Raw genomic sequence first — 26,600 nt, forward strand, 5'->3', positions numbered from 1 at the left:
CGATGTCTTTCCGCACCACCGCCGACTACGTCGAGGACGTCTCGCCCGGCAGCGGGGCCCTGCCGCCCCGCGCCTGGTACGCGTCCTCGGACGCGCGGTCCCTGTCCCTGAACGGCAGCTGGCGTTTCCGGCTGTCGGCGACGATCGACGCCGAGGACGACTCGTTCGCCGAGGAGGGCTTCGAGGCCGGGGACTGGGCCGAGGTCACGGTCCCCGGGCACTGGGTCCTGCAGGGTGACGGGGCGTTCGGGTCCCCGATCTACACCAACCACCTGTACCCCTTCCCGGTGGACCCGCCGCACGTCCCGACGGAGAACCCGACCGGTGACCACCTGCGCGTCTTCGACCTGCCCTCCGACTGGCCGTCGGACGGCGGGGCGGTGCTGCGGTTCGACGGCGTCGAGTCCTGTGCCCGCCTCTGGCTGAACGGCACGGAGCTCGGCGAGTTCAAGGGCTCCCGGCTGCCGCACGAGTTCGCGGTCGGGCATCTGCTGAAGCCGGGCGGCAACGTGCTGGCCGTGCGGGTCCACCAGTGGTCGGCCGGGTCGTATCTGGAAGACCAGGACCAGTGGTGGCTGCCGGGCATCTTCCGTGACGTGACGTTGCTGCACCGCCCGGCGGGCAGTGTCGGCGACTTCTTCGTGCACGCCTCCTACGACCACACCACCGGCGAGGGCACCCTGCGCGTCGACTCCGACGTCGACGGGCGGGTGACCGTCCCGGCCCTGGGCATCGACGTCGCGACCGGCGAGCCGGTGACGGTGGCCGTCGAGCCGTGGACCGCCGAGACGCCGAAGCTCTACGACGGTGTGCTGGCCACCGACGGCGAGCGGGTGCCGCTGCGGATCGGTTTCCGTACGGTCGTCCTGGAGGACGGGCTCGTCAAGGTCAACGGCAAGGCCGTCCTCTTCAAGGGCGTCAACCGGCACGAGTGGCACCCCGAGCAGGGCCGCGCGCTCGACCTGGAGACCATGCGCGAGGACGTGCTGCTGATGAAGCGGCACAACCTCAACGCCGTGCGCACCTCGCACTACCCGCCGCACCCGGCCTTCCTCGACCTGTGCGACGAGTACGGGCTGTGGGTCATCGACGAGTGCGACCTGGAGACCCACGGCTTCACCGAGCAGGACTGGCGGGACAACCCGGTCGACGACGACCGCTGGACGCCGGCCCTGCTGGACCGCGCCGCGCGCATGGTCGAGCGGGACAAGAACCACCCGTCGATCGTGTTCTGGTCGCTGGGCAACGAGGCCGGCACCGGCCGCGGCCTCACCGCCATGGCCGAGTGGATCCACGACCGCGACCCCGACCGGCTCGTGCACTACGAGGGCGACTGGAACTGCCGCGACACGGACGTGTACTCGCGGATGTACGCCTTCCACGACGAGGTCGACAAGATCGGGCAGCGGCTCGACGGCGGGACGCACAAGCGCCGCGAACTGCCGTTCATCCAGTGCGAGTACGGGCACGCCATGGGCAACGGCCCGGGCGGGCTCGCCGACTACCAGGAGCTGTTCGAGAAGTACGAGCGGCTCCAGGGCGGGTTCATCTGGGAGTGGATCGACCACGGCGTGAAGCACCCCGAGCTGGGCTACGCCTACGGCGGTGACTTCGGCGAGGAGCTGCACGACGGCAACTTCGTCTGCGACGGGCTGGTCTTCCCGGACCGGACGCCGTCGCCGGGCCTGATCGAGTACAAGAAGGTGATCGAGCCGGTCCACATCGAGGGCGACGGCGCGAACGGCATCGTGCGGGTCACCAACAAGCAGGACTTCGCCGACCTGTCCGCGCTGGCCTTCGAGTGGTCGTGCCAGGTGGACGGCGAGACGGTCGAGTCGGGTTCGCTGTCGGTGCCGGCGCTCGCGCCGGGCGAGAGTGCCGAGGTGAAGCTGCCGGAGCCGCCCGTGGACGGCCGGGGCGGTGAACGCCAGTGGACCGTGCGGGCGCTGCTCGCGGACGACACGCTGTGGGCCGCGAAGGGTCATGTCGTGGCCTGGGGGCAGTTCGCCGCGGGGGCACGGCCGCTGCCGACCTTCCCGGCGAACGACCGGCCCGTGCGCGACGGGGACCGGTTCACGCTCGGCCCGGCCGCGTTCGACGCCCGCACCGGTGCGCTGCTGTCGATCGGCGGGGTCGCGGTGAGCGCCCCGCGGCTGGACGTGTGGCGGGCAACGACCGACAACGACGACGGCGCGGAGTGGCAGAGCGACACCCGCTACGGGACGCTGTGGCGCACGCTCGGCCTGCACCGCATGCGGCACCGCCTGGTCTCGGTCGAGGCGGGCGACGACGCGCTGACGGTCCGCACCCGGGTGGCGCCGGCGGCCCGCGAGGTGGGCCTGGACACGGTGTACCGCTGGACGTCCGACGGCGAGCGGCTGCGGCTGGACGTGTCCGTGACGCCGGAGGGCGACTGGACGGTGCCGCTGCCCCGGCTCGGCGTCCGGTTCGGTCTGTCGGAGGCCGATGCCGTGGAGTGGTTCGGCGGCGGCCCGGGCGAGGCGTACCCGGACACCCGGGCGGCGTCCATGGTGGGCCGCTGGCAGTCGACGGTGGACGGGCTCCAGACGCCGTACGTCCGCCCGCAGGAGAACGGCGCCCGCGCCGACGTCCGGTGGGTGGAGCTCGGCGGCCTCAGGATCGAGGGCGACCCGGAGTTCTGGTTCACCGCGCGGCGCTGGACCACCGAGCAGCTGGACGCGGCCCGGCACCGCACCGACCTCACGCCCGGCGACACGGTGTGGGTCAACCTCGACCACGGGCAGCACGGCATCGGCTCGCAGTCCTGCGGCCCGGGTCCGCTGCCGCAGTACTTCCTGAAGGCCGAGCCGGCTCGGTTCGCGTTCGTGTTCTCGACCACCTCGTAGGAAATCGAGGTAAGAACTCGATTAATCGATTGACCAATTGATCGACATTCCGACAGTGTCGGAACATCATCCGCGGCCGGTCGGCCCTAGAAGCCGACCGGCCGCGACTGTTTTCGCCACGAGGAAGTGGGTGGGCCGGTTGAATGTCGCCATCGAGGTCCGCGGGCTGACCCGCACGTTCCACACCACCGTCCGCCGCCCCGGTTTCCTGGGCGCCGTCAGATCCCTGGTCAACCCCGAGCGGGTGGCCAAGCACGCCGTCTCCGACATCACCTTCGACGTGGCCCCCGGCGAACTCCTCGCCCTGCTCGGCCCGAACGGCGCCGGCAAGTCCACCACCATCAAGATCCTGACCGGCATTCTCACGCCGACGTCCGGCGAGGCCCGGGTCGCGGGCGTGGTGCCCTACCAGGAGCGGGAGCGCAACGCCCGTAACATCGGCGCGGTGTTCGGGCAGCGCACCCAGCTGTGGTGGGACCTGCCGGTGCGCGAGTCGTTCGCGATCCTGCGGGACATCTACGAGGTGCCGAAGGCCGAACACGCCGCCCGGCTGAAGGAGTTCGACGAGATCCTGGACCTGTCGTCCTTCTGGGACACCCGGGTCCGCCATCTCTCCCTCGGCCAGCGGGTGCGCAGCGATCTGGCCGCCGCCCTGCTGCACGACCCGCCGGTGGTCTTCCTCGACGAGCCGACGATCGGCATGGACGTGGTGGTCAAGGAGCAGGTGCGGGAGTTCCTGCGCCACCAGGTGGAGCAGCGCGGCCGTACGGTGCTGCTGACCACGCACGACATGACGGAGGTCGAGCGCCTCGCCGAGCGGGTGGTGCTGGTCAACCACGGCCGGCTGGTCCTGGACGGCACCCTCGACGAGATCCGCCGGAAGTTCGGCTCGACCTGGCAGGTGCGGGCCACGCTCGCCGACGCGCAGGCCGAGGTCGTACCGCCGCCCGGCATCACGGTGCTGCGGCGGGGCGGCGCGCAGGTCGTCTTCGGCCCCGACGGGGCGGACGCGCCCACCGTCCAGCAGGCGTTGAAGGCCGTGATCGAGCGGTTCGAGGTGACGGACATCGCCCTGGACGAGGCGGACCTCGAGGACGTGATGCGGGCCGCGTACGTGCACGTCGGGGAGGTCTGACATGGCCGCGCTGCACGCCTGGCGCGCCGCCCGTGTCACCCCGCTCGGCGAGCTGAACGCCCCGCCCCGGATGACCGCCGTCGCGCTCCGGCTGGCCGTTCAGGTGGTGCTGGTCTGGTCGCTGTGGCGCGGCCTGTACGCGCAGACCGGCACGACCGCCGGGCTGAGCCGCGACCAGGCGGTGACCTACGCCGTGCTGGCCGTCCTGGCGTCCCGGCTGCGGGAGCTGGACCAGTACGCGGGCCGGGACACGGTCCTCCAGCACATGCACTTCGGCACCATCGTCTACTGGTACCTGCGTCCGCTGCCGCCGCAGCGCTACTACGCCCTGCGGGCCGCCGGCGAGCAGCTCTACGGGCTCGCGTGGGCGCTGACGGGATACGTGGTCTGCCTGGCGGCGGGGGTCGTCGAGCCGCCCGGTTCGGCCGCGGTGGCCGGGGTGTTCGCGCTCAGCATGCTGCTGGGCCAGTGGGTCCTGTACTACGTCATGCTCGTGCTGGACCAGTTGTGCTTCTGGACGGTCCGCAACACCGCCGCGATGCTCATCCTGCTGTTCGCGCAGAACCTGCTGTCGGGGGTGTACGCGCCGCTGTGGTTCTTCCCGGACTGGTTCGTGACGATGAGCGCCTTCCTGCCCTTCCAGGCCACGCTGAGCGTGCCGCTGTCGCTGTACGTGGGGCGGATCCCGCTGTCCGAAGCGGCCTTCCAGCTGTCCGTGCAGGCCGCGTGGGTCGTGATGCTGGCGTTGTTCACCCGGTTGCTGTGGCGGCGGGCCGCCCGGCGCGTGATCTCGCAGGGAGGCTGAGATGTCGGTGAAGGCTCTGCGGATCGTGTGGCGCGTGACGGCGCTCAACTTCCGCGCGCAGATGGAGTACCGCACCGAGTTCCTGCTGATGATCGCGATCGGGGCGGTCTGGCAGGTGTCGGTGATCGTGTTCGCCACGGTGCTGCTGTCCCGGTTCGCCGGGATGGGCGGCTGGGACAGCTCCGACGTGCTGCTGATCCCGGCGACGCGCATGCTGGCGCACGGTCTGTTCGTGCTGTTCCTGGGACGGATGCACTGGGCCGGCCGGCAGATCCAGGAAGGCCGGGTCGACATCTACCTGACGCGCCCGATGCCCGTCCACCGGCAGATCCAGCTGGCGTTCTTCCCCACCAACGCCATCGGGGACCTGACGGTGGCGGCGGGTCTGATGGTGGGGGCGCTGTCCCGCAGCCACCTGGACTGGACGGCCGGCCGGATCACGTACCTGGTCGCGGCCGTGCTCGGCGGCATGCTGCTGGAGGCGGCCCTGTTCACGGTCGTGGCCAGCGCGTCCCTGCGTTTCCCGGCCGCCGACCACTGGGGCCGCTGGCTGGAGGAACTCCTCGGCACGTTCGGCAGCTACCCGCTGAACGTCCTGCCCAAGGCCGTGGGCGGCTTCCTGACGTACGGTCTTCCGCTCGCGTTCGTCGCCTACTTCCCGGCGGCGGTCCTGACCGGCCACGGCCACACGACGGGCGTGCCGTTCTGGCTGGCGGCGGCGTCACCGCTGCTCGGGCTGCTGGCGTACCTGGGATCCCGGCTGCTGTGGCGGTGGAGTCTGCGGCACTACAGCGGGGTCAACGGGTGACCGGCCGGACCCGCGGATCGGGGTGAACAGGGCGGTCCCGGCGAGCAGGACGCAGGTGGCTCCGGCGGCCAGGGCGACGGGGGTCGTGCCCTGTTCCTCGGCGGCCCAGGTCAGCAAGGCCGCGCCGATCGGTGCCGCCGCGTACTGAAGGGTCCAGAAGGCGGAGGTGACGCGGCCCAGGAGGTGCTCGGGCGTGACCTCCTGGCGCAGCGACATCGAGCAGGTGCCCGCCATGCCGACGCAGGCGAGGAACGCGGCGCTCAGGGCCGCCACGACCGGCACGTCCCGGGCCCAGCCGAGACCGGCGAAGGCCAGCCCGCACACCGCGACCGCGCCGGTCCACGTCGGGCCGAAGCCGAGGCGGCGACGCAGCCGGGCCACGAGCAGAGCACCGGTGATGGTGCCGAGCGCGCCGACCGCCATGACGGTGCCGACCGTGCCGTCGTCATGGCCGAGGTCATGCTTGAGGTGGTAGATGACCAGGTCGTTCAGGCCGAGCGTAAGGAAGCTGAAGACGAACAGCAGGGCGGTGAGCGAGCGCAGCACGAGGTGGCCGTAGAGGAAGGCGACGCCGGTGCGCAGGTCCTGCCACAGGCCGGTGCGCTCGCTCTTGTGCCGCCCCGGCCGCTCGTCCGGTGCGCGTTTGCGCAGCCGTACGAAGAACAGGCACGCGGCCGACACACCGAAGCTGGCCGCGTCCACGCCGACCGCCGTGGCCGGGCCGGACCAGGCGGCGACCACTCCCGCGCACAGCGGTCCGAGGACGCCAGCGGCGGCGGCGGTCGCGTTCAACCGGCCGTTGGCCTCCGTGAGTTGCGCGGTGCCGACCAGGCCCCGCACGACCGTGACGTAGCCGACCGCGAACAGCATGCCGACGGCCTCGCACAGCGGCAGCACCACGTACAGCAGCCAGATCTGCGGGCCGAACAGCCACACCAGCGGGACCACCCCGTACAGCCCCATGCGCACCAGGTCGCAGGTGATGAGCAGCCGTCGCCGGTCCACCCGGTCCACCACGGCCCCGGCGAACACCGCCGCGACAACCGCCGCCGCCCCGCCCACCGCCGTCAGCAGCCCCATCCGCGCCACCGAACCCGTGGCCTCCAGCACCAGCAGCGGCAGGGCGATCAGCGCGAAGGAGTCGCCGAGCACGGAGAGGGTCTGCGCGGCCCAGAAGATGCCGAAATCGCGCTGCCGCCACAGGGGGCGGGTTCCGGGTAAGCCCTCGTCGACGACGTCCTCGCGCCGCCCCGCCCCGTGGGTCATGCCGCCGCCTTCCCCGTGTCCCCGCCGCCTGGCTCCCCGGCAACCTTACGGCTCGCCCTCGACCCGCAGGCCTCAGAAAAGCGATACCGGTGGGCGGTGTGGAGGGAGTAGCGTCCGCACCGTGAGGCCGGAGAGATCAGCATGAACATCGTCCTGGGCGACACTCCCGACGACACCCTGGCCGCGTTCACCGCACGGGCGGCCGCCGATCCCGGCGTGGCCGGGCTGGTCCTCAGTGGCTCCCGGGTCCACGAGGGCATGCCGACGGACCACTCCGACTACGACCTGCACGTGATCCTGCAGGACCGACACGCCTCGCCGATCGCCGAGTTGGACTGGTTCCGTTCCGCCCACCTGGATCTCGTGGTCATTGAGCTGGCGGAGTTCCGCACCCGCGGCATGCCCGGCCGGCCGGACCACTTCGCGCGCTACTCCTACGTCCACGCCCAGGTGCTGCTCGACCGTCTCGACGGGACCATCGCCCGGATCCTCGACGAGAAGCGGACGCTGGGCGCAACGGAGGCCCGGGCCGCGGTCGACGGCTGGCTGGACGCGTACGTCAACCAGACCTACCGCTCCCTGAAGAGCTACCGCGACGGCCGCTCCGCCATGGGTCACCTGGACGCCGCCGAGTCCGTCCCCTACGCCCTGGAGGTGCTCTTCGCCCTGCACCGCCGCGTCCGGCCCTACAACAAGTACCTCCAATGGGAGCTGGAGCGGCAGCCGCTGGGCGAGCCCCGGTGGGACGCGAGCCGGCTCCTGCCACTCCTCCGCCGCATCCTGGCCGACGGCGACCCGACCGCCCAGCGGGCCCTCTTCACCAGCATCGAGGAGGCGGCACGGCGGGCCGGCCACGACGGGGTGCTCGACTCCTGGGGCGCGGATCTGGAGCTGCTGCGTCACCCCTGACGCACCGGGACCTCAGCGCCGGGCCAGCGCCAGCACACTCAGACCGAACATCAGGACACCCAGCGGGAGATGGACCGACGAGACGTGCGCGATGCCGAGCACGACCTGGACCGAGGCGAGGACGAGGAAACCCGACGCGTGCCAGACGGGCCGGGCGGAGCCGCCGCCCGGCTTCCACGCCAGCACCGCCGCGAGCAGGTACAGCATGGATGCCCCGTACATCACGCGGGCTCCGGCACTGTGCAGCGTCTCTCCATAGGACGAGGTCAGCAGCAGTCCCGCGGAGACCGCCTGGAAGAAGATGGTCAGGGTCTGCAGGGCGATCGCGACCCGCAGGAAGGAGGAGCCGGGCTGCGCGTCCGCGGTAGCCGTCGTCGTCGCCGTCACCTGAGTAGCCATGTCACATTTCCCCTTGTCCGCCCTCGGGCAGTGGATCGATAAGGTCTCACCAGCTCGACGACGCGGGCCTGCGAAAGGTAAGGCGAGGGGGCGACCGGAAGCATGGGGACTGCCGGGGGCGGCACGGACGGGGTAGCCGGTGAGCGACGCCAACTGATCAATGTCGCGTACCGGTTGCTGGGTTCGGTGACCGAGGCCGAGGACGCGGTGCAGGATGCCTACGCCCGCTGGTACGGGCTGCCCCGCAGCCGGCAGGAGGAGATCCGGTCCCCGGGCGCATGGCTGACGACGGTGACCGGCCGCATCTGCCTGGACCTGCTGGGCTCGGCGCGGGCCCGCCGGGAACGCTATGTCGGCGCGTGGCTGCCCGAGCCGCTGCCCGACCGGACCGAGTGGGACCAGGCGGGCGGCGCCGGCCCCACCGGCCCAGCGGACCCCGCCGACCAGATCGTCCTGGACGAGTCGGTGTCCATGGCCTTCCTCGTCGTGCTGGAGTCGATGACGCCCGCCGAGCGGGTGGCGTTCGTCCTGCATGACGTCTTCCGCTATCCGTTCGCCGAGATCGCCGACGTCCTCCGCCGGTCTCCCGCGGCCTGCAAGCAACTGGCGGCCTCCGCCCGGCGGCGGGTGGGCGCCGCGCGTACTCCCGTGCCGGCGCCCGGCCGGGCCGACGTGGTGCGGCACGTCAAAGAGGCCTGGGAGAGCAAGGACATCGCGGCTCTTGTCGGCGTCCTCGACCCGGCCGCCGTGATGACCGCCGACGGCGGCGGCATGGCCGGCGCCGTCCTGCGCCCGGTCGAGGGCGGCACACGCATCGCCCAGTACATGGTCGCCATCGCCGACAAGGCTCCGGGGCTCGAACTCCTGGAGCGGATGGTCAACGGTGTGCCGGGCCTGGTGGCCCAGCGGGCCGGCGTCGTCATGACCGTGGCCGCGTTCGGCGTGTCCGACGGGCGCGTCACCCGGATCTGGGCGGTCCGCAATCCGGAGAAGCTGCGGCCTTGGGCCTGGTCCTAGCCAAGCTGTGGCGTGGTCCTGGCGCCGGTCCGCCGTTTCATCTTCAACTGTTTCCCCCGTGTCCCTTGCGCACCACCCGAGGTGGCGTCGAACCTGAGCATCGTTCATGTCCCGCTGCGCCTCCCCAACCGGAGACCCCCCACCATGAGACGACTCCTCGGCACTCTCGCCGCCGCCGCTCTGACACTGACCGGACTGACCGCGACCTCGGCGACGCCCGCCGTCGCGGCGGACTCCGGTTCGTTCAACGTGCTGACGTACAACATCGCCGGCCTGCCCCTGGGGCTCGGCGACAGCGACCCCGAGACCAACACCCCGCTGATCGGGCAGCGGCTCGGGCCGTACGACATCGTGAACGTGCAGGAGGACTTCAACTACCACGCCTCGCTGTACGCCAACGACAAGCACCCGTACCGCACGGCGACCAGCGGTGGCGCGACCTTCGGTGACGGGCTCAACACCCTCTCGGACCACCCCTTCGAGGACTTCCAGCGGGTGAAGTGGAAGAACTGCACGGGCACCAACTGCCTGACGCCCAAGGGCTTTTCGCTGGCGCGTGTCAGGCTCGCGGAGGGCGTCTTCGTCGACCTGTACAACGTCCACACCAACGCCGACTCGACCGACGACGCGCTCGCCGCGCGCCGCGCCAACGTCGAGCAGCTCTCGGACTTCATCCAGGCGAACTCGGCGGGCAACGCGGTGATCGTCATGGGCGACACGAACACGCGCTACACCCGCACCGGCGACAACATCCGCACCCTGCTGTCCGAGAACGGCCTGACGGACGCGTGGGTGAAGCTGGTGAAGGGCGGTACGCCCCCGGCCCAGGGTGGTGACGCGCTGGTGTGTGACCAAGCGGCGCCGGCGAACGACTGCGAGGTCGTGGACAAGGTCCTGTACCGGGGCAGCGAGCTGCTGACGCTCACCGCGACCCGCTACGCCAACGACTGGAAAGCCTTCCTCCGCTCCGACGGCAAGCACCTCTCCGACCACTTCCCGCACGCGGTCGACTTCTCCTACACGCTCAACTCCTCCCTGCGTGCGAGCGACTTCATCGGCGGCCCGCACGGCACGGCCTTCAACGACGCGGACGACCTGCCGGCGCACCCCGCTCCCCGCACCCTCACCCTGCGCGGCGCCACCCGCCTGGACGCGGTGTCCCTGACCCACGACGGCGGTACGGCCCTCACCCACGGCGGCACGGGCGGCACGCCGGCCTCCCTGACGCTGGCCCAAGGCGAGCACCTGACCTCGGTGAAGCTGACCCAGGGCCAGAAGGACGGCCGAACCCGGGTCTTCTCGGCGTCCTTCACGACGGACCGGAACCGCACCCTGTCCGCCGGCACCGCCACGTCCGACGCGAAGACCTTCACGGCCCCCTCCGGATGGCAGATCGTGGGCTTCACAGGCCGCGCGGGCGCGGAGATCGACAAGCTGGGGGTGATCTACGCGCCGATCCGCTGAGCTCGTACTACGCTCTTCCCTCATGCCCAGAGCCGGCCTCACGCCCGACCGCCTCGTCGCCGCCGCGGCCGACCTCGCCGACGAGGCCGGCCTGGACCACGTGACCCTCTCCGCCCTGGCCCGCCGCTTCGGCGTGAAGGACGCGAGTCTCTACACCCACGTCCGGAACCTGAAGGACCTGCGCACCCGCCTGGCCCTCCGCGCGGGCGGCGAGATGATCGACCGGATCGCGGCGGCGGTCGAGGGGCGGGGGGCCGGCCGGGACACGCTCGGCGCCTTCGCCGGCGCCTACCGGGCCTACGCCCTGGAACACCCCGGCCGGTACGCGGCGACCCAGCTCCCGATCGACCAGGACCTCCTCACGGACTCCCCCGCGATGCGCCGCACGGCCGACGTCACCTACGGCATGCTCCGCGCCTACGGCCTGGAGGAACCCGACCTCACCGACGCCGCGCGCCTGCTGCGCAGCACCTTCCACGGCTACTGCGCCCTGGAGTCCACCGGTGCCTTCGGCGCGCCCCGTGACGTCCAGGCGTCCTGGGACCGGGCGATCGACGCCCTGCACGTACTGCTGCAGAACTGGCCCCGCGAGACGAGGACGACCGATGCCTGACACCGCCGGCTCCATAGCGGAGATCTACACGCTGGGCACCGGGCCCTGGACGATGACGCCCGTCACGCGGGGCGCCCTGGGCCAGATCTGGAAGCTCACCGGGAACGGGTCCTCGTGGGCCGTGAAGGAGCTGCTCTTCGGCTGCGACGAGGAGCAGGTCCGCCGCGAGGCCGCGCTGCGGGACTCCGCGGCCGACCTGGGCATCGCCTCGCCCCGCCTCCACCCCAACCGGGAGGGCGCGCACGTCTCCCGGCTCGGCTCGGGCGGGTCGTACGTGAAGCTGTACGACTGGGTCGACGGCACCCGGGCGGACGCGTCCGACCCTGAGGTCCTGGACTGGTTCGGCCGGACCATGGCGCTGCTGCACCGGGCCGGTGAGGGCGCCACCGGGACGCCGGACGACTGGTACGAGCGGTGTCCCGGTGACGCCGACTGGGAGGACGTCCTCAAGAAGGTGCGGGACGCCGGCCTGCCGTGGGCGGACGAACTGGACCGGTTCATCGCCACGTCCGCGCCCCGGCTGGCGCACTGGGTGACGCCGTCGGAACCCGTCGGCCTCGTGACCTCGCACCTCGACCTCCAGCCCCAGAACGTCCTGGTCGGCCGGGCCGGTCCGGTCCTCCTCGACTGGGACAACGCCGGGCCGGTCTCGGCGGACCGGGAGTTCGCGCGTGCCGTGTACGTGTGGTCGGGCCGGGGCGAGGTGGACATCGCGGCCGCCCGTCGTCTGGCGCGGGCCTACCGCGAGGCCGGGGGCCGGGGCGAGGTCACCGGCCCGGAGTCCTTCTCGATGCTCTTCGCCACGGACCTGAACTACATCCGTGTGCAGGCCGAGTGCGCCGTCGATCCGGCGGTGACCGCGGCGCAGCGCGAGTTCGCGGGCCGGCAGGTCCTCACCTGTCTGCGGAGCCTGCCGGACCTCTCTGCCGTGTCGCTGCTGGTCGCCGCGCTCGAGACCTGACGCGGCGGCCTACCGCGGTGGGACCTGACCGGCCACTTCCCCGTACGACGGTGTCCGCCCCGCCGGCGTCCGGCCGGCCCGGATCTCCGCCACCGCCTCCAGGGCCGCGCCCAGCGCCCGCCGGTACAGCAGCGAGCCGAGGCTGATCCGGCGTACGCCGGCGTCGGCGAGGTGGGAGACGGCGGGGCCGTCCGGTGAGTAGAGGATGTTGAGGGGTGCGCGCACGTGACGCACCAGGGCGGTGATCTGCCGCAGGTCGGTGAGGCCGGGAACGAACACGCCGTCCGCGCCCGCCTGTTGGTAGGCGTCGAGCCGGGCGAGCGTGTCCGTGGCGTCGCCGTCGCCGAGCCAGTGGGTGTCGGTGCGGGCGTTGACGAAGAGGCCGGGGACGGCCTCCTTGACCGCGGCGATCTTCGCCGCGTGCCGGTCGGCCGGCCCGAGTCCGTCCTCCAGGTTGATGCCGACGACGCCCACGGCGTGCAGCTCGCGCGCGAACCGCGCCACCTCGTCCGGGTCGTCGCTGAAGCCGCCCTCGGCGTCGACGGACAACAGCCACGGCTCCGGGCCGAGAGCACGGGCCAGCCGGAGCGTCTCCGCGCGGGTCGCCGCCGCGCCGTCGGGAAGTCCGGCGGCCGCGGCGACGCCCAGGCTCGTCGTCCCGATCGCCAGGAACCCCTGCCCGGCTAGGGCCCGCGCGGACGCGCAGTCCCAGGCGTTGGGCAGCAGGAGGGGCTCCTCGGCGTGGTGAAGGGCGGCGAAGGCGGAGGCGGCCCCCGCGTCCGGTGTCTGCTTCGGATCAGCGGTCATGGGGCCACGCTAGCCAGGTGGGTCAAGACAGGATCTCGACGTACCCGTCGGCCCCGTGCACACGGATCCGCTGCCCGTCCCGGATCAGCCGGGTGGCCCGCTCCACGCCCACCACGGCCGGCAAGCCGTACTCCCGGGCGATCACCGCGCCGTGCGTCATCAGGCCGCCCACCTCCGTCACCAGGCCCGCGACGGAGACGAACAGCGGCGACCAGCTGGGGTCCGTGTAGGTCGTGACCAGGATGTCGCCCGCCTCGAGATCGGCCTCCGCCATGTCGAGGATGACCCGGGCCCTGCCCTCCACGGTCCCGGCGGACACGGGCAAGCCGACCAGGGCGCCGGCCGGCACGTCGTCGCGCCGGTACGCCCCGGTGACGGCCTCGCCGTCCGAGGTGAGCACCCGGGGCGGTGTGAGCGACTGGTACGACCGGAACGCCTCCTTGCGCTGCTGGATGAGCCGGTCGTCCACCTGGTTCGAGCGCACGACGTCGTGGAGTTCCCGGAACGTGAGGTAGAAGACGTCTTCCCGCTCGGCGAGCACGCCCGCCCGCACGAGGCGCTCGGCCTCCTCCATCAGGGCCTGCTTGTAGACGAAGTAGCGGCTGACGATGCCGTACTTCGGATACTCCCGGTACCCGATGAAGGTGCGGACCCGGTCGATCATCCGCTTGGTCTCGTCGGCTTTTCGCTTCCCGTCCGGCAGAACCCGCAGGCGTGCCAGCACGTCCTGTTCCCGCCGCAGCGCCTTCTGCCGGCCTTCCTCGAAGCGGCGCTGGGCGGCGCCCGGCTCGAAGTGCCTGACGTTGTCGAGGATCACGGGCACGAGCGTGCTGGGGCGCTCGCGCCAGCGCGGCCTCGTGATGTCGATCTCGCCGACGCAGCGCATGCCGTACCGGTCGAGGTACGTCTCGATGGCGTCGCGCGCCTCGGTCCCGCCCGGGAGCTTCACCAGCTCGTCCAGGAAGCCGTCGTCCTCGACGCCCTCCAGGAACGCCACGACCTCCGGATGGGGGCGGATCACGTCCGCGACGTCGAGCAGCGCCAGTCCCATCTCCGAGGTGATGTTGTCGGGGGCGGACAGGGTGAGCGTGTCAGCCGCGTTCTTCTCGCCCAGCCACTCCTGCAGCTTGTCGTTGAGCCACCACGTGGCCTCCATCCCCGCCATGATCACCTGCATGCTCAGCGGATCACCGAGGACGCGCTTGTGCTCCTCGAAGGCCTCCAGCAGGAAGTCGAACAGCGCCGGTCCGGTCTTCGTCCGGATGTCGCGCTCCAGGGCGGCGACGGACGCCTGGCTGCGCTCGATCAGCTCGGTGACGATGGCCGGATCGGTCTCGATCGAAGCGGACGTGCGACCGCCCGAAGGCGGCCCGCCGGGGCTCGCGTCCGGGAGCGGCGGGACGAAGTCGTCGCGGTCGAGGACGGTCTCCAGCGCGTCCCTGACCAGCGGATCGCCTCTCCCCACCATGTCGAGGAGGCCGGCGCGGCTCGCGGGCGAGGCCAGGCGCCGGGTGACGTCGACGAACAGCCTCCCGCCGGCCTCGTGCATCGGCACCATGGCCGTCAGCTGCCACATGGAGAGCCCGAGGGGCTTCATGGCATCGGTCATCATCTGCTGATGTCCGACGGAGACGTAGACGTGGTTGTCCTGGTCGCCGGTCTCGGGGACGGGGAACAGCGTCGTGACCGGCCGGCTCTGGACGATGTGGAAGTCGTCGCCGTCCAGGCACCATTCGATGTCCTGCGGGCGGCCGAAGTGCGCTTCGATCCGCCGCCCGAGCCGCACCAGTCGCACGACCTGCTCATCCGTCAGTGCCGGCTGCTCCCGCCGCTGCTCGTCGATCGCGACCTCGTGCGTGCCGCCGGCCGGCAGGGCGTGCACGGCACGCTGTTTGGCGGCGATCGTCCTGGCGACGACTTCGCCGTCGCGCACCTTGAAGACGTCCGGGTTCACCAGGCCGGAGACCAGGGCCTCGCCGAGGCCGAAGCCGGCGTCCACGGTGGCGACCTTCCGGTTGCCGGTGACGGGGTCGGCCGTGAACAGGATGCCGGCCGCCTGCGGGAAGACCATCCGCTGCACGACCACGGCCATGCGGACCGTACGGTGGTCGATGCCGCCGCGCCGGCGGTAGGTCACGGCCCGCTCCGTGAACAGCGAGGCCCAGCACCGGCTGACGTGGCGGAGGACCGCCTCCTGCCCCACGACGTTCAGGTACGTGTCCTGCTGGCCGGCGAAGGAGGCCGTCGGCAGGTCCTCGGCCGTCGCGCTGGACCGGACGGCGTAGGCGGCCTGTTCACCGTGGCGGGCGAGCGCGCCGGTGATCGCCGCCGCGAGCTCGTCCGGGATGGCGATGTCTTCGATGGCCCGGCGGATCTGCGCGCTAAGGGTGCGGACCGCCTCCCGGTCGTCCGGGTTCACGCGCGACAACCGGTCGAGCAGATCGTCGACCGACGGCGCTTCCGCCATGATCCGCCGGAACGCCTCCGTCGTCACGCAGAAACCCGCCGGCACGCGGACGCCCTCGATCCGCGAGAGCCTGCCCAGGTGCGCGCCCTTGCCGCCGACGACCGCGACCTGTGTCTCGTCGGTCTCTTGAAGATCCCGCACGTAGTGCTCAGCCATCCGACGCGTTCCCCATTTCCGCAGTGTGTGGCACCGGCCGACGATTCTGCGCCCTGACCCGGGCCTTGCGGCAAGCCCCCCGGTGCGCTATACGTTGAGAGAGGCAAGGAGAGTTCTCTCCTTGCCTTTGCCATGTCGCCGGCGGTTTCGAACGGGTCAGCGCGTCACGTGAGCGGCGCTACCTCCGCTCCCGAATCGTCCAGCCGGACCCGCGCCCCGTCCCCGCCGCTCCAGCGGACCTCGACCACCCCTGTCTCGTCCACCCGCACGGAGACCAGCTCCAGCAGCGGGAGGGGGGCCGGCTCGCCCGTCAGCCGGGCCAGGGCGACGAAGAGCGTCGCGCCCTCGCCGGTGACGCCGGTGAGGGTGTCGTCGAGGCCCGCCGCGGGCAGGAGTTCGGCCCGCAGGCCCTCTCCCTCCGGCCAGCCGGTGACCCGTACGGGCGTCCCGGGCTCCGCGCCCGTCACCAGGTGCGCCCGCACCTCCGCCGCCCCGTGCGCGAGCACCACGCTCGTCACCCGGGCTCCCCCGCCCGCCGTGTGGCGCGAGGCCGCCCAGCCCTCGCCGACGCCCAGCGGTTCGATGCCGGTGCGGCTCGGATCGTCGCCGACGAGCACGCTGTTGTCGTAGGAGGGGGAGGGGGCCGTCACGGTCGAGTAGGCAAGGCGCGTGTAGTACGGGTCGTAGCGGACGTCCTCGCTGCCGTGGTTGTGCAGGCGGACCACGCCGTCGGAACGGGTGGACTGAAGCAGCCAGTTGGGCGGGCCGACGGGGGTGACGGCGTCCGCGCGTTCGGCCGGGCCGGGTTCCTCAGCCGCCGTCCACACCTCGTGGTCGGGCGGCAGGAGCAGGCCGAGGAAGCCCTTGCTCGCCCAGTACGGGGAGGCCGGGCCCGAGTAGCCCTGGAGGACGGACGCGTCGGGGCCGTGCCAGCCCAGGGAGAGCAGGCCCCGGTCGTCGACCGCGCCCCGGTCGAGGAAGTAGCGCAGTGCTCCCGAGGCCAGGCGCCGGGTCTCGCCCGGGGAGAGCGGCGTACGGCCGGTCAGGGCGCCCAGCCACAGCGGTGCCGTCGTCGCGAAGCGGTAGGTGAGGGAGCGGCCCTGGTGCAGGGGCGCGCCGTCGCCGCCGAACAGGCGGGCGTAGTCGGAGAGATGGCGTTCGAGACGCGCGCCGTACAGGTCCAGCAGGCGCTCGTCCCGCTCCAGCCAGGCGTGCAGCACCGGGTAGAGGTGCATGGCCCAGCCGTTGTAGTAGTCGAACTTGCGGCCGTCGCCGTCGGTGTACCAGCCGTCGCCCAGGTACCACTGCTCGATGCGCTCCAGGCCGCGGTCGATCGCCGCGCGGGACGCGTCCGGCGCGTGGCCGATCTCGGCGAGGAAGCCGCCCACCGTGACCGGGAACAGCTCCCAGTTGCAGGGCCAGGCCTCGGCGGTGAGCGCGTCGCCGAGCCAGGCCGCCGCCCGCTGGCGTACGCCGTCGTCCAGGCGGTCCCACAGCTGCTCCCGGGTCAGCCGCAGGGCGAGCGCGATGGACGCCGCCTCCACCAGGGGCTGGCTGCGGTCCTCGATGCGGGGCCAGACGCCCGAGACTCCGGCGGCCAGCCCGTCGGCGTAGCGCTCCAGGGCCTTCTCGTCGCGGCGGAAGGCGGCCAGCAGCAGCGTGCGGGCGTAGCCCTCCAGGCCGTCGGAGAGGCGGCCGGACCAGCTGGTGCGGTCGCCGGGCAGGTGGTAGAGCGCGCGGTCCTCGGTCGCGTACGGCTCGACGGCGGTGAGCAGGGCATCGGCCGCCGCCTCCCAGTGGGCGCGGGTGTAGCCGGTGATCGAGGAGGCCGTGCGGTCGGCGGGAGGCAGCTGCATCGCGTCTCTTTCGTGCTGGGGCAGGTCGGAACAGGTGAACGGGCGGGACCTGGAGCGCCCCGGTTCCGGTCGGGGCGCCCCAGGGGTTCATCCCACCCGTACCAGGCCCTTCGGCACCAGATGCCGGGTGACGAGTTCGTCGCGGACCAGGCCCGCGTAGGCCGTGGCACCGCGCACGGAGGTGTGCGTGTTGTCCCGCTTCTCGTTGTAGAGGTAGAGGGCCTTGGAACCCTCCACGCCCAGGGACTCCACGAGTGCCTTCGTCCTGGCCGTGAGGTCGATCAGCGGGACGTCCCGCTCGGCGGCGACGGAGCGGGTGACCGCCGGGTGGTCGACGCCCAGGCCGTTGACCAGGAGCGCGGTTCCGTTGTTCAGCGTGCCGTCGGTGTTGAACCAGCGCCGCACGATGGGAGTGACAAGGACCGGCTGTCCGCCCCGCTCCCGGACTCCCGCCACCAGGGTCTCCAGGTTGGCCCGGTAGGTGGCCTCGTCCGTGGTCTTGTCGTTGTGGGCGAGCTGGACGAGGACCAGGTCGCCGGGGCGGATCAGGGGCCGTACGGTGGCCCACAGTCGCGGGTTCCCCAGATATGTGACCGTACTCTCCCCGGAATCGGCGTAGTTGGCGACGGACACGCCCTTCTTGAGGTACTGGGGCAGTTGCTGGCCCCAGCCGGAGTACGGGTCGCCGGGCTGGTCGCAGACGGTGGAGTCGCCGACCAGGAAGATCTGGCGGGTGTGCCGTGCGGGGGTGACCTGGATGCCGGCCAGGGCGGGGGCGGAACCGCCGATGCGCAGGTCGAGGCCGGGGGTTCCGTCGGGGCCGGTGGGCTCACCCTCGGGGGTGCGGACGTTCACGGTGAAGCTGCGGGTGACGCGCTCGCCCGCCGGTGCGGCCGTCTCCGGCAGCAGGGACCGGCGGGTCTCGCCGCTGACGCTGGTGGCGGACTCGGTCTTCCCGCCGAGCACGACCCGCACGTCGTACGTGCCGGGCGGGACGTCGAAGTGGCAGGCGCCGTCGGCGCAGTGCGCGAGGCCCGGCCCTCCGCCGGCCTCGTCCGCGTGGGCGGGTACGGCGGACAGGGCGGTGCTCAGCGTCACGGCCGCCAGCGCGGCGATGGTGAAACGTCTCACTCGCAACTCCTCCGTCACGGTGACAAGGCTTGGCGGCTGAACGTATCGCCTCTGGCAAGCGCTTTCTAGACCTCGGCGTGATTTCACGAGGATCCTGCCTCCAGGCGCGTGAAAGCCCTTTCGCGAAATCGATTCAACTGTCACTCTCGCTCTCGCCCGCAACCCCCCACCTCCCGAAGGAGGCACCCCCCATGCCCGGATCCGTGAACAGACCGCTCCGCCGCCGCGCCTTCGTCCTCGGCGCCGGCGCCGCCGCCGGCACGGCCCTCACCGGCACGGCCCACGCGGCCGGCTTCGGTTGGAGCGACGACGGCTCGAACTACGTCGTCGACACCGGCGCCCAACTGGTCCTCAAGGTGAGCAAGTCCACCGGCGACCTGACCTCCCTGGCCTACCGGGGTACGGAGTACCAGGGCTACGGCGGCATGAACTCGCACATCGAGTCCGGCCTCGGCGCCTCCACCGTGAGCATCAGGCAGTCCGGCTCGACGATCCTGGTCTCGGTCACGCACGGCACGCTCCGGCACTACTACGCGGCCCGCAGCGGCGAGAACAACGTCTACCTGTGGACGAACAAGGCCGACACGTCCGTCTCCGCGACCCGGTACATCGTGCGTGTGAAGAAGGGCGCGTTCCTCAACGACGAGCCGGACTCGTACACGTACGCGCCCACCGCCATCGAGGCCTCGGACGTGTTCCGCAAGTCCGACGGGCAGACCCGCTCCAAGCACTACTCCAAGCGGCGCGTCATGGACTACGACCACATCGGCTGGTCTTCCGGCGGCGTCGGTCTGTGGATGGTGCGCAGCAACCACGAGAAGGCCTCCGGCGGCCCCTTCTACCGCTCGCTGCTGCGCCACCAGAGCGCGGACGGCGGCGGCCTGTACGAGATCCTCTACTACGGCCAGAACCAGACCGAGGACCAGCGGTTCGGCCTCCAGGGCCCGTACGTCATCGCCTTCACGGACGGCGGGGCGCCCTCCTCGGCGCTGTTCCCGGGCACGCTGACCACGCCGTGGGCCGACTCGCTCGGTATCGCCGGGTACGTGCCGGCGAGCGGCCGGGGCAAGGTGGCGGGCGTCGGGATATCCGGACGGAACACGGCGTACCCGTACACGGTGGGGCTGGCCAACGCGGCGGCGCAGTACTGGGGTTCGGCGCGTTCCTCGGACGGCTTCTTCTCCATCCCGGGTGTGCTGCCGGGCACGTACACGCTGACCGTCTTCAAGGGCGAACTGGCGGTGTACACCACGTCGGTGAGCGTCGCGGCGGGCGGCACGACCACACTGAACACGATCGCGATCCCGTCCTCCAACGACCCGTCGAACGCGAGCGCGATCTGGCGGATCGGCGACTGGAACGGCACGCCGGGCGGGTTCAAGAACGCGGACCTGATGACGTACGCGCATCCGTCCGACGTACGGGCCGCGTCCTGGACGGGGAACGTCGTCGTCGGCGACGGCGAGACCGCGGCCTTCCCCTGCTACCTCTGGAAGGACGTCAACAGCGGGATCCTGGTCTACTTCCGGCTGACGGCGGCCCAGACGGCGGCCGCGCACACCCTGCGGATCGGGGTGACGACGGCGTACGCCAACGGCCGCCCGCAGGTGACCGTGAACGACGCCTGGACGTCCGCCGTCCCCTCCCCGCCCACCCAGCCGAACACCCGGTCGCTGACCAACGGTTCGTACCGCGGCAACAACCACACGTTCACGTACAGCGTTCCGGCGTCCGCCTGGAAGACGGACCCGAGCCAGTACAACGTGCTCAGGATCGACGTGGTGAGCGGGTCGGGGGCGACCGGCTTCCTCAGCGCGGGCACGGCGATCGACGCGCTCGACCTGCTGGCCTGAGCCGGGTCAGGTCCCGCGCGTCCACTGCTGGTTGGTGCCTGCGTTGCACGTGTACGTGATGAGCGCGGCGCCGTTGGCGGTGGACGCGCCGTTCACGTCCAGGCACTCGCCGGTCGCACGGGACTTGACGTTCACGTACGAGCCGGTGGTGGTCACAGACCACTGCTGGCTCGTCGCGGACGAGCAGTTCTCCTGCGTGACCGTGCTCGCGTTCTCCTGCACGCACAGCGAGCTGTTCCTGACCATCAGCTGGTAGTAACCGCTTCCGACGGACTTGAACCAGTACTTCTGGTTGGTGCCGCCGTTGCAGTCGTACTGCTTCAGTTGGGCGCCCGCCCAGAGCGACTGGCTGGTCACGTCCGCGCACTTGGAGGAGTGGCGGGCGATGAGGGTGTTGTACGTGGCGCTGGTGCCGGAGACGGTTCCGGCGGCCGTGTCGACGGTGACCTCCGGTGACCAGGACATGGACATCGTGGTCGAGTCGGAGAAGGTCAGCGGCAGCCAGACGTACCGCGAGTCGTTGACGGTCCCGCCGAAGGAGTTGCCCCAGCGGTCGCCCAGGTAGAGGTACGAGGTGCCCGAACTGCCCTGTACCGGAAGGACGTAGGCCGTCTGCGAGCCGTACGCCGTCGAGTCGCCGATGTTCTTCATGGCCGACCAGGGGCCGGAGATGCTGGTGGCCGTGGCGTACTGCTGCTGGTTGGGGTTCCAGCCCGTGGCGCCCGAGGTCAGCATGAAGTACACGCCGTTCCGCTTGAACAGGGCCGGGGCCTCGCGGTGGCCGCCCGGCCAGGGGTTGGCGACCAGGCTCGCGATACCGGTGTAGTCGGCGGTGAGGCGGTAGATCTGGAGGTCGTAGTTCTCGCGGGCGGCGGAGACCATGTACCCGGCGCCGTCGGTGTCGACGAAGACCGTGATGTCACGGGACATGTGCTGGCCGAGCGGACGGAAACTGCCCTTCCAGGTGTAGTTTCCGTCGACGGTGTCGGAGACGGCGACGGCCGCGCGGGCCTCGCTGTAGTCGGTGCCGTTCTCCTTGTGCATCCACATCACGAACTTGCCGGTGGACGCGTTGTACATGACCTTCGGCCGCTCGATGTTGGCGGCCGCCAGCTCCGGGTCACTGGCCTCGGTCAGCACATGGTTGCGGAACTCCCAGTTCTTCAGGTCGGTCGAGCGGTAGGCGTCGACGTACCGGAAGGTGTTGTCGGCGTTGCGGTGCTCGCCGAACCAGTAGTAGTACGAACCGACCTTGAGGACCCCGCCGCCGTGCGCGTGGACCGGGTTGCCGGAGGTGTCCTTGAACTGGGTGCCGTTGGTGACGGTCTGGGGTGCGGCCTGGGCGGGGCCGGCGGTGACGAGGGCGCCGAAGAGGCCCAGGCACAGGGCGAGGAGGAGCGCGTACGCGCGTCTCATCTCAGTCACCCGCCTTCACGGTGTCGGCGACCGGGATGCCGAAGTCCGGGGTGCCGTCCGGCTTCCAGCCGAGCTTCTGGACGCGGGTGTGGCGGTTGGGGTCGTTCAGCGGGTCGCCGTTGATCTCCTTGTACTGGCGGGCGTGGTAGACGAGGACATCGGTGCGGCCGTCCTCGGCGACGGTGAAGCAGTTGTGGCCGGGGCCGTACTGCTTGGTGGTGTCGTTGCTGGTGAAGACCGGCGTCGGCGACTTGGACCAGCTCATCGGGTCCAGGAGGTGGCTGTCGGCGTCGGCGGTCAGCAGACCCATGCAGTAGTTGAAGTCGGTGGCGCTGGCCGAGTACGTCATGAAGAGGCGGCCGTTGCGCTTGATGACGTACGGGCCCTCGTTGACCTTGAAGCCGATGCACTCCCAGTCGTACTCGGGGGTGGAGAGCCGCACCTGAGGGCCCTTCAGGGTCCAGGGGTTCGCCATCTCGGACAGGAAGATGCCGGTGTTGTTGTCCAGTCCGGGCTCGTGCTGCGCCCAGGCGAGGTAGCGCTTGCCCCGGTGGGTGAAGGTGGTGGCGTCCAGGGAAAACGTCTCCCAGGCCGTCTTCACCTGGCCCCTCTCCACCCAGGTGCCCTTGAAGGGGTTGGGGTGGGCGTTCTCCAGCACCCATATGCGGATCGCCCAGACGTCCTCGGCGGGCGCCGAGGCGAAGTAGATGTACCACTTGCCGCCGATGCGGTGCAGTTCGGGCGCCCAGATGTGGGCGCCCATGGGGCCGGTGGCGTGGGCCCGCCAGATGACGGACTCGTCGGCCGTGCCCAGGCCGTTCAGGGTGCGGGAGCGGCGCAGGATGATGCGGTCGTACTCGGGGGCGGTGGCGGTGAAGTAGTAGAAGCCGTCCTTGTGCCGGTTGATGTGCGGGTCGGCCCGGTTGCGGACCAGCGGGTTCACGAAGGGAGCCGGCTGCGGGGGCCGGGCCTGGGTGGCGGCCTGGGCCACACCCGGGACGGCGGGGACGGCGGCCAGGGCGCCGGCGGCTGCGGCGCCCTTCAGCAGCAGCCTGCGGCTGGGGGGTTCGGGCAGAGCGTGGTCGCGGTCGCGGCTCATGCGGTGGGGCCTGCCTCTCACTGGGGGACACACGGCGTTGTCCGATGCGTCGCCTGATACATCACCTGATGCGTCGTCTGATGCGTCGTCTGGTATTTCGAACACCATCTGTCATTACGAACGCCGAAAAGGTAAGGGTGTGCCACCAGGAGGTCAACGGGTCTGACGGGACGAAGAGAGACAGCTGCGAGAAAGGGGGCAACCTTTCCGGCCCCGGTGACGACTGGTGGGTCGAAAGCGCGATTCCCCTGAACCACGTAAGGACGCACCCGTGGCATCCCATTCCCGCCGCCGTCCCCTCCGCGAGCGGCGCACGGCCCTCGTCCTCGCCGTCGCCGTGGCAGCGGTGGGAGTTCTGCTGTCCCTGGTGATGGCACTCCGCCCCGACAGCGAGTCGAACGCCGTGCGAGCCGCTGCCGAGCCCGCCGTCGGCAACCGGTCGAGTGCCCCGGCGGCGACACCGGAACAGAAGGCCGGACCGAGCCCGAAACAGAAGCCGAAGCCCAAGCCGAAGCCGTCCAAGGCGTCCCCGACGCCGACCGCGACCACCCCGTCGAAGCGCCCCTCGCCCACCAGCGCCCCGCGGTCCTCACCGCGGCCCGCGTCCGGCACGGCACCGCTGGCGGGGCGTATCCAGCCCCAGGTCACCTACAAGGGGGTCGCCACCCACTACGACGCCGCCGACGGCAACGGCGCCTGTCTGTACGGCCCGAGTCCCGACCTCATGGTCGCGGCCATGAACCACACCGACTACGAGACGTCCAAGGCGTGCGGGGCGTACATCCTTGTCCGTGCGGCGAACGGCGCCTCCGTCACGGTCCGGATCACCAACGAATGCCCGCTGCCCTGCGCCCCCGGGCAGCTCGACCTCAGCAAAGAGGCCTTCGCCAAGCTCGCCGGTCTCTCCGCCGGCCGGATCCCGGTCACCTGGAGCCTGCTGAGCCCCAGCACGTCCGACACCGTCTCGATCCGCTACAAGACCGGCTCCAGCAGCCACTGGTGCGGCATCCAGGCACTCGGTCACCGCAACCCGCTGGCCCGCCTGGAGGTGAAGACCGGCAGCGGCTGGAGCCGGCTGACCCGGACCGAGTACAACTACTTCCTCTCCCCCTCCGGCACGGGCTGCGGCGGCCCCCTGAGGCTCACCGACATCTACGGCGAACAGCTCACCGTCGACGGCATCGCGGTTCGTCCGGACGCCGTACAGCCGACGCGTGTGCAGTTCGCCCGGCACTGAGCGGTGGAACGGCAACCGCCGATTTTCTGTTATCGGCGCCCGTCGCCCGCGTCTCCCCTCCCGTGCGCAGTCTCACCCACACCACAGCAGCGGCCGCCGGTGTCCTGGCGGCGGTCGCCTCCCTGCTCGCCGCTCCCCCGGCCGTGGCCGCCGGTCCCCGGGACGTCACCGCCGACGTGCTGGCCGACCGGGACGTGACGCTCGGCGGTGACACGGTCGTCACCGTGCCGCCCGGGACGACGACGTACGACGGCGTGTTCCGGGGCGAGGGCACGCTCACGGTGCGCGGCAGCGGGACCCTGGTTCTCACCAAGGACAGCGACTTCACGCTCCCCGAGTCCCGGCGGCGGCAGCGGGTGCGGACGCTGGGCGGGAACCACCCGTACGTCACCGTCGCCGACCCGGACCCGCCGGCGGTCACGGTGGAGCGCGGTGCCACGCTCCAGTACGGCGACGGCGGTACGACGGGGCTGATCGGCCGCTTTCCGTACAACACCCCGGCGTTCCGCCTCAACCAGGACAACATCCGGGTCGACGGCACCCTGCGGCTGTCGCTGACGAGCGCGTACAACCTGGGCACCATCAGCGGCTCCGGACTGATCACCCAGCCGAGGTTCCTGTGGGGCACCTGGGACCTGTCGGGGACCCACTCCTTCTCCGGGGTGATCGACAACGGCACGCAGCTCAACGCGGGCCGGCCGGAGTACGCGACCTCGCTCCCGAACGTCCGCAAGGTCCTCAACCAGGGCACCTGGACCGTCGACACGCCGCTCGGCCGGACCGTCACGATGGGCATGGACTTCTACCAGCGCGAGTACGGCAGCGACATCAACGTCCAGTCGCGGCCCGGCAGCAAGGTGATCCTCACCGGCCAGTACAGCTGGTCGGACCAGGGCGGCGACAGGGACCCGTCGCTCAGCGACCCGGCCCTCAACTGGACGCCCGCCCGCAAGAACGTCAACAAGCGCGGCACCAACATCAAGGGTGCGAACGTCCAGTGGGGCGACGGCACGACCGACAAGATCTTCATGCCGGGCACCGCCGAGACGGTCTACATCAACCTCCTGGCCGCCCGCTCCCGTTCCCGCCTCACCTTCGACTACGACGGCCCGGTGACGCTCGGCGCCCCCATCGGCGGCGGCGTGTTCCACGACACCCTCGCGGCCCCCGGCGCCGGCGACATCGTCATCGCCGGAACCCCCGGCAACGACGTGACCTTCGCGGCCGTCCAGTACTACGACGGCTCCACGACGGTGGAGAAGGGCGCGGTGCTCCGGCTGGGCAGCGGGAAGCGGGGCGGGGACGGCGGGCTGTACACGGCGGGCGGCCACTACAAGGTCGTCAACGACGGCTCACTCGTCCTGCGCAACACGAAGCGGCCTCTCACCCTCTCCCGCATCGGCGGCAGCGGCTCGCTCACCCAGTCGGGAGCCGCCACGACGACACTGACGGGTCCCACCGTCACGTACACCGGGACGACCACCGTCTCCAAGGGCACGCTGGCCCTCCGAAAGGGCGCCACGCTCACTCGCAGCAGGGCCGTACGGCTCACGGCGGCCGGGGCGCGGCTGGACACGGGCCCGGCTGGTCTGCGCGTCGCGACCACGCTCACCGGCAAGGGCACGGTCGCGGGAGCGGTGACGAACGACGGCGCCGTGACGACCGGCCTCACGGTGAACGGCGGCTACACGCAGAGCTTCAAGGGCACCCTGGTCGTGCGGGACGAGCCGTTGAAGGTGACAGGGTCCGTGCGGCTGGCCGGGGATCTCGACGTCTCGGCCCTCGGAGGCCGGGGCCGGCCCGCTCGTGAGGTCGCCGTCCTCGACCACAAGGGCGATGGCAGGGTCTCGGGGACGTTCGAGGGGCTGCGGCAGGGCGCCCGCCTGAAGATCGGCGACACCACCTACCGCATCGACTACCGGGCGGGAGACGGGAACGACGTCGCCCTGACCGCGAAGACCGCCCCGAGTCTTTCCCCGACCGCGCCCGGGGCGTCCGCGTCCGGGGCCGTGGCGCCCCGGAGCGCCGGCGCGTCGGAGGGGGTCGGCTTCGGCTGGTGGCCGTACGCCCTCGGGCTGGCCCTCGTCATCAGCCTCGCCGTACCGATGGTGGCGCGACGCGGCCGGGGCCGTCGGCGTGCCGGCCGGCACGCGGCCCGCGCGCGGCAGTGAGGCCTACAGCTCGGAGTCGCCCCACGCCGTGACGACCGCTTCGTCGCCGACGGACACCCGGCCGGGCCGCAGCACGGCTAACTTCGCGCCGAAGGCGATGCCGCCCTCGCCCTGGTCGATGCTCTGATGGCCGTTCCGAACAGGTCGACCTTCCGCCGGGCGC

20 protein-coding genes are annotated in these 26,600 nt (G+C 71.4%); 12 read left to right on the forward strand and 8 right to left on the reverse strand.

Going from position 1 to position 26,600, the window contains the following annotated elements; genetic code table 11:
* Positions 1–2 precede the first annotated feature (2 nt).
* The 4 genes from ACIBL4_RS22785 (at position 3) to ACIBL4_RS22800 (ending at position 5,615) form a co-directional block, all read left to right on the forward strand.
* Positions 3–2,867, forward strand: a complete 2,865-nt coding sequence (locus tag ACIBL4_RS22785; RefSeq protein WP_399412842.1) for a glycoside hydrolase family 2 TIM barrel-domain containing protein — start codon at positions 3–5, stop codon at positions 2,865–2,867.
* Positions 2,868–3,006: 139 nt separating this feature from the next.
* A complete protein-coding gene (locus ACIBL4_RS22790) occupies positions 3,007–4,002 on the forward strand; it encodes an ATP-binding cassette domain-containing protein (protein ID WP_399413487.1) in 996 nt (331 codons plus the stop codon).
* A 1-nt stretch (position 4,003) separates the two neighbouring features.
* Entirely contained in the window at positions 4,004–4,807 is an 804-nt protein-coding gene (locus ACIBL4_RS22795) for an ABC-2 family transporter protein (RefSeq protein WP_399412844.1), read from the forward strand.
* Between the two features lies 1 nt (position 4,808).
* On the forward strand, positions 4,809–5,615 hold the full coding sequence (locus ACIBL4_RS22800; RefSeq protein WP_399412846.1) for an ABC transporter permease: 807 nt from the start codon (positions 4,809–4,811) through the stop codon (positions 5,613–5,615).
* Here ACIBL4_RS22800 and ACIBL4_RS22805 read toward each other — a convergent pair.
* Entirely contained in the window at positions 5,529–6,881 is a 1,353-nt protein-coding gene (locus ACIBL4_RS22805; protein WP_399412848.1) for an MFS transporter, read from the reverse strand. The two genes, ACIBL4_RS22800 and ACIBL4_RS22805, sit on opposite strands and share 87 nt — an antisense overlap.
* Before the next feature lie 141 nt (positions 6,882–7,022).
* Between ACIBL4_RS22805 and ACIBL4_RS22810 the strand changes: the two genes are divergently transcribed.
* Positions 7,023–7,790, forward strand: coding sequence for a hypothetical protein (locus ACIBL4_RS22810; RefSeq protein ID WP_399412850.1), 768 nt, complete (start codon positions 7,023–7,025; stop codon positions 7,788–7,790).
* 12 nt (positions 7,791–7,802) lie between these two features.
* Here the strand turns inward: ACIBL4_RS22810 and ACIBL4_RS22815 are convergent, their stop codons facing one another.
* On the reverse strand, positions 7,803–8,189 hold the full coding sequence (locus ACIBL4_RS22815) for a hypothetical protein (protein WP_399412852.1): 387 nt from the start codon (positions 8,187–8,189) through the stop codon (positions 7,803–7,805).
* 102 nt (positions 8,190–8,291) lie between these two features.
* Here ACIBL4_RS22815 and sigJ point away from each other — a divergent pair, with 102 nt between their 5' ends.
* The 4 genes from sigJ (at position 8,292) to ACIBL4_RS22835 (ending at position 12,244) form a co-directional block, all read left to right on the forward strand.
* On the forward strand, positions 8,292–9,206 hold the full coding sequence (gene sigJ / locus ACIBL4_RS22820) for an RNA polymerase sigma factor SigJ (RefSeq protein WP_399412854.1): 915 nt from the start codon (positions 8,292–8,294) through the stop codon (positions 9,204–9,206).
* Between the two features lie 144 nt (positions 9,207–9,350).
* On the forward strand, positions 9,351–10,670 hold the full coding sequence (locus tag ACIBL4_RS22825) for a jacalin-like lectin (protein ID WP_399412856.1): 1,320 nt from the start codon (positions 9,351–9,353) through the stop codon (positions 10,668–10,670).
* Between the two features lie 22 nt (positions 10,671–10,692).
* The gene (locus ACIBL4_RS22830; protein ID WP_399412858.1) at positions 10,693–11,283 is read left to right on the forward strand and encodes a TetR/AcrR family transcriptional regulator; all 591 of its coding nucleotides are present in this window, start codon (positions 10,693–10,695) and stop codon (positions 11,281–11,283) included.
* The gene (locus tag ACIBL4_RS22835) at positions 11,276–12,244 is read left to right on the forward strand and encodes a phosphotransferase enzyme family protein (RefSeq protein WP_399412860.1); all 969 of its coding nucleotides are present in this window, start codon (positions 11,276–11,278) and stop codon (positions 12,242–12,244) included. Before ACIBL4_RS22830 ends, ACIBL4_RS22835 begins: the two co-directional genes overlap by 8 nt.
* A 9-nt stretch (positions 12,245–12,253) precedes the next feature.
* On the opposite strand, the gene ACIBL4_RS22840 is transcribed toward ACIBL4_RS22835, so the two are convergent.
* From ACIBL4_RS22840 to ACIBL4_RS22855, 4 genes are all read right to left on the reverse strand, one after another.
* The gene (locus ACIBL4_RS22840) at positions 12,254–13,051 is read right to left on the reverse strand and encodes an isocitrate lyase/phosphoenolpyruvate mutase family protein (RefSeq protein WP_399412862.1); all 798 of its coding nucleotides are present in this window, start codon (positions 13,049–13,051) and stop codon (positions 12,254–12,256) included.
* 22 nt (positions 13,052–13,073) lie between these two features.
* Positions 13,074–15,674 carry a rifamycin-inactivating phosphotransferase gene (gene rph, locus ACIBL4_RS22845; protein WP_399412864.1) on the reverse strand — a complete coding sequence of 867 codons (2,601 nt, stop codon included), beginning with the start codon at positions 15,672–15,674 and terminating at the stop codon, positions 13,074–13,076.
* Positions 15,675–15,838: 164 nt separating this feature from the next.
* Complete coding sequence (locus tag ACIBL4_RS22850; protein WP_399412866.1) at positions 15,839–17,530, reverse strand: DUF2264 domain-containing protein; 1,692 nt, start codon at positions 17,528–17,530, stop codon at positions 15,839–15,841.
* 87 nt (positions 17,531–17,617) lie between these two features.
* Complete coding sequence (locus ACIBL4_RS22855; RefSeq protein WP_399412868.1) at positions 17,618–18,661, reverse strand: rhamnogalacturonan acetylesterase; 1,044 nt, start codon at positions 18,659–18,661, stop codon at positions 17,618–17,620.
* 191 nt (positions 18,662–18,852) lie between these two features.
* On the opposite strand from ACIBL4_RS22855, the gene ACIBL4_RS22860 reads away from it, so the two are divergent.
* Positions 18,853–20,514: a rhamnogalacturonan lyase B N-terminal domain-containing protein gene (locus tag ACIBL4_RS22860; protein ID WP_399412871.1), complete on the forward strand. Its 1,662-nt coding sequence runs from the start codon at positions 18,853–18,855 to the stop codon at positions 20,512–20,514.
* Between the two features lie 6 nt (positions 20,515–20,520).
* Here ACIBL4_RS22860 and ACIBL4_RS22865 read toward each other — a convergent pair whose 3' ends face one another.
* Both ACIBL4_RS22865 and ACIBL4_RS22870 read right to left on the reverse strand, forming a co-directional pair.
* Positions 20,521–21,930, reverse strand: coding sequence for a family 43 glycosylhydrolase (locus ACIBL4_RS22865; protein ID WP_399413489.1), 1,410 nt, complete (start codon positions 21,928–21,930; stop codon positions 20,521–20,523).
* Between the two features lies 1 nt (position 21,931).
* Positions 21,932–23,029: a family 43 glycosylhydrolase gene (locus ACIBL4_RS22870; RefSeq protein ID WP_399412874.1), complete on the reverse strand. Its 1,098-nt coding sequence runs from the start codon at positions 23,027–23,029 to the stop codon at positions 21,932–21,934.
* Positions 23,030–23,300: 271 nt separating this feature from the next.
* Here ACIBL4_RS22870 and ACIBL4_RS22875 point away from each other — a divergent pair, with 271 nt between their 5' ends.
* Positions 23,301–24,266: an expansin EXLX1 family cellulose-binding protein gene (locus ACIBL4_RS22875; protein ID WP_399412876.1), complete on the forward strand. Its 966-nt coding sequence runs from the start codon at positions 23,301–23,303 to the stop codon at positions 24,264–24,266.
* 62 nt (positions 24,267–24,328) lie between these two features.
* Positions 24,329–26,437: an autotransporter gene (locus ACIBL4_RS22880; protein WP_399412878.1), complete on the forward strand. Its 2,109-nt coding sequence runs from the start codon at positions 24,329–24,331 to the stop codon at positions 26,435–26,437.
* Positions 26,438–26,600 lie beyond the last annotated feature (163 nt).

It is taken from the genome of Streptomyces sp. NPDC050416, from assembly GCF_044458845.1.
Classification (GTDB): Bacteria; Actinomycetota; Actinomycetes; order Streptomycetales; family Streptomycetaceae; genus Streptomyces.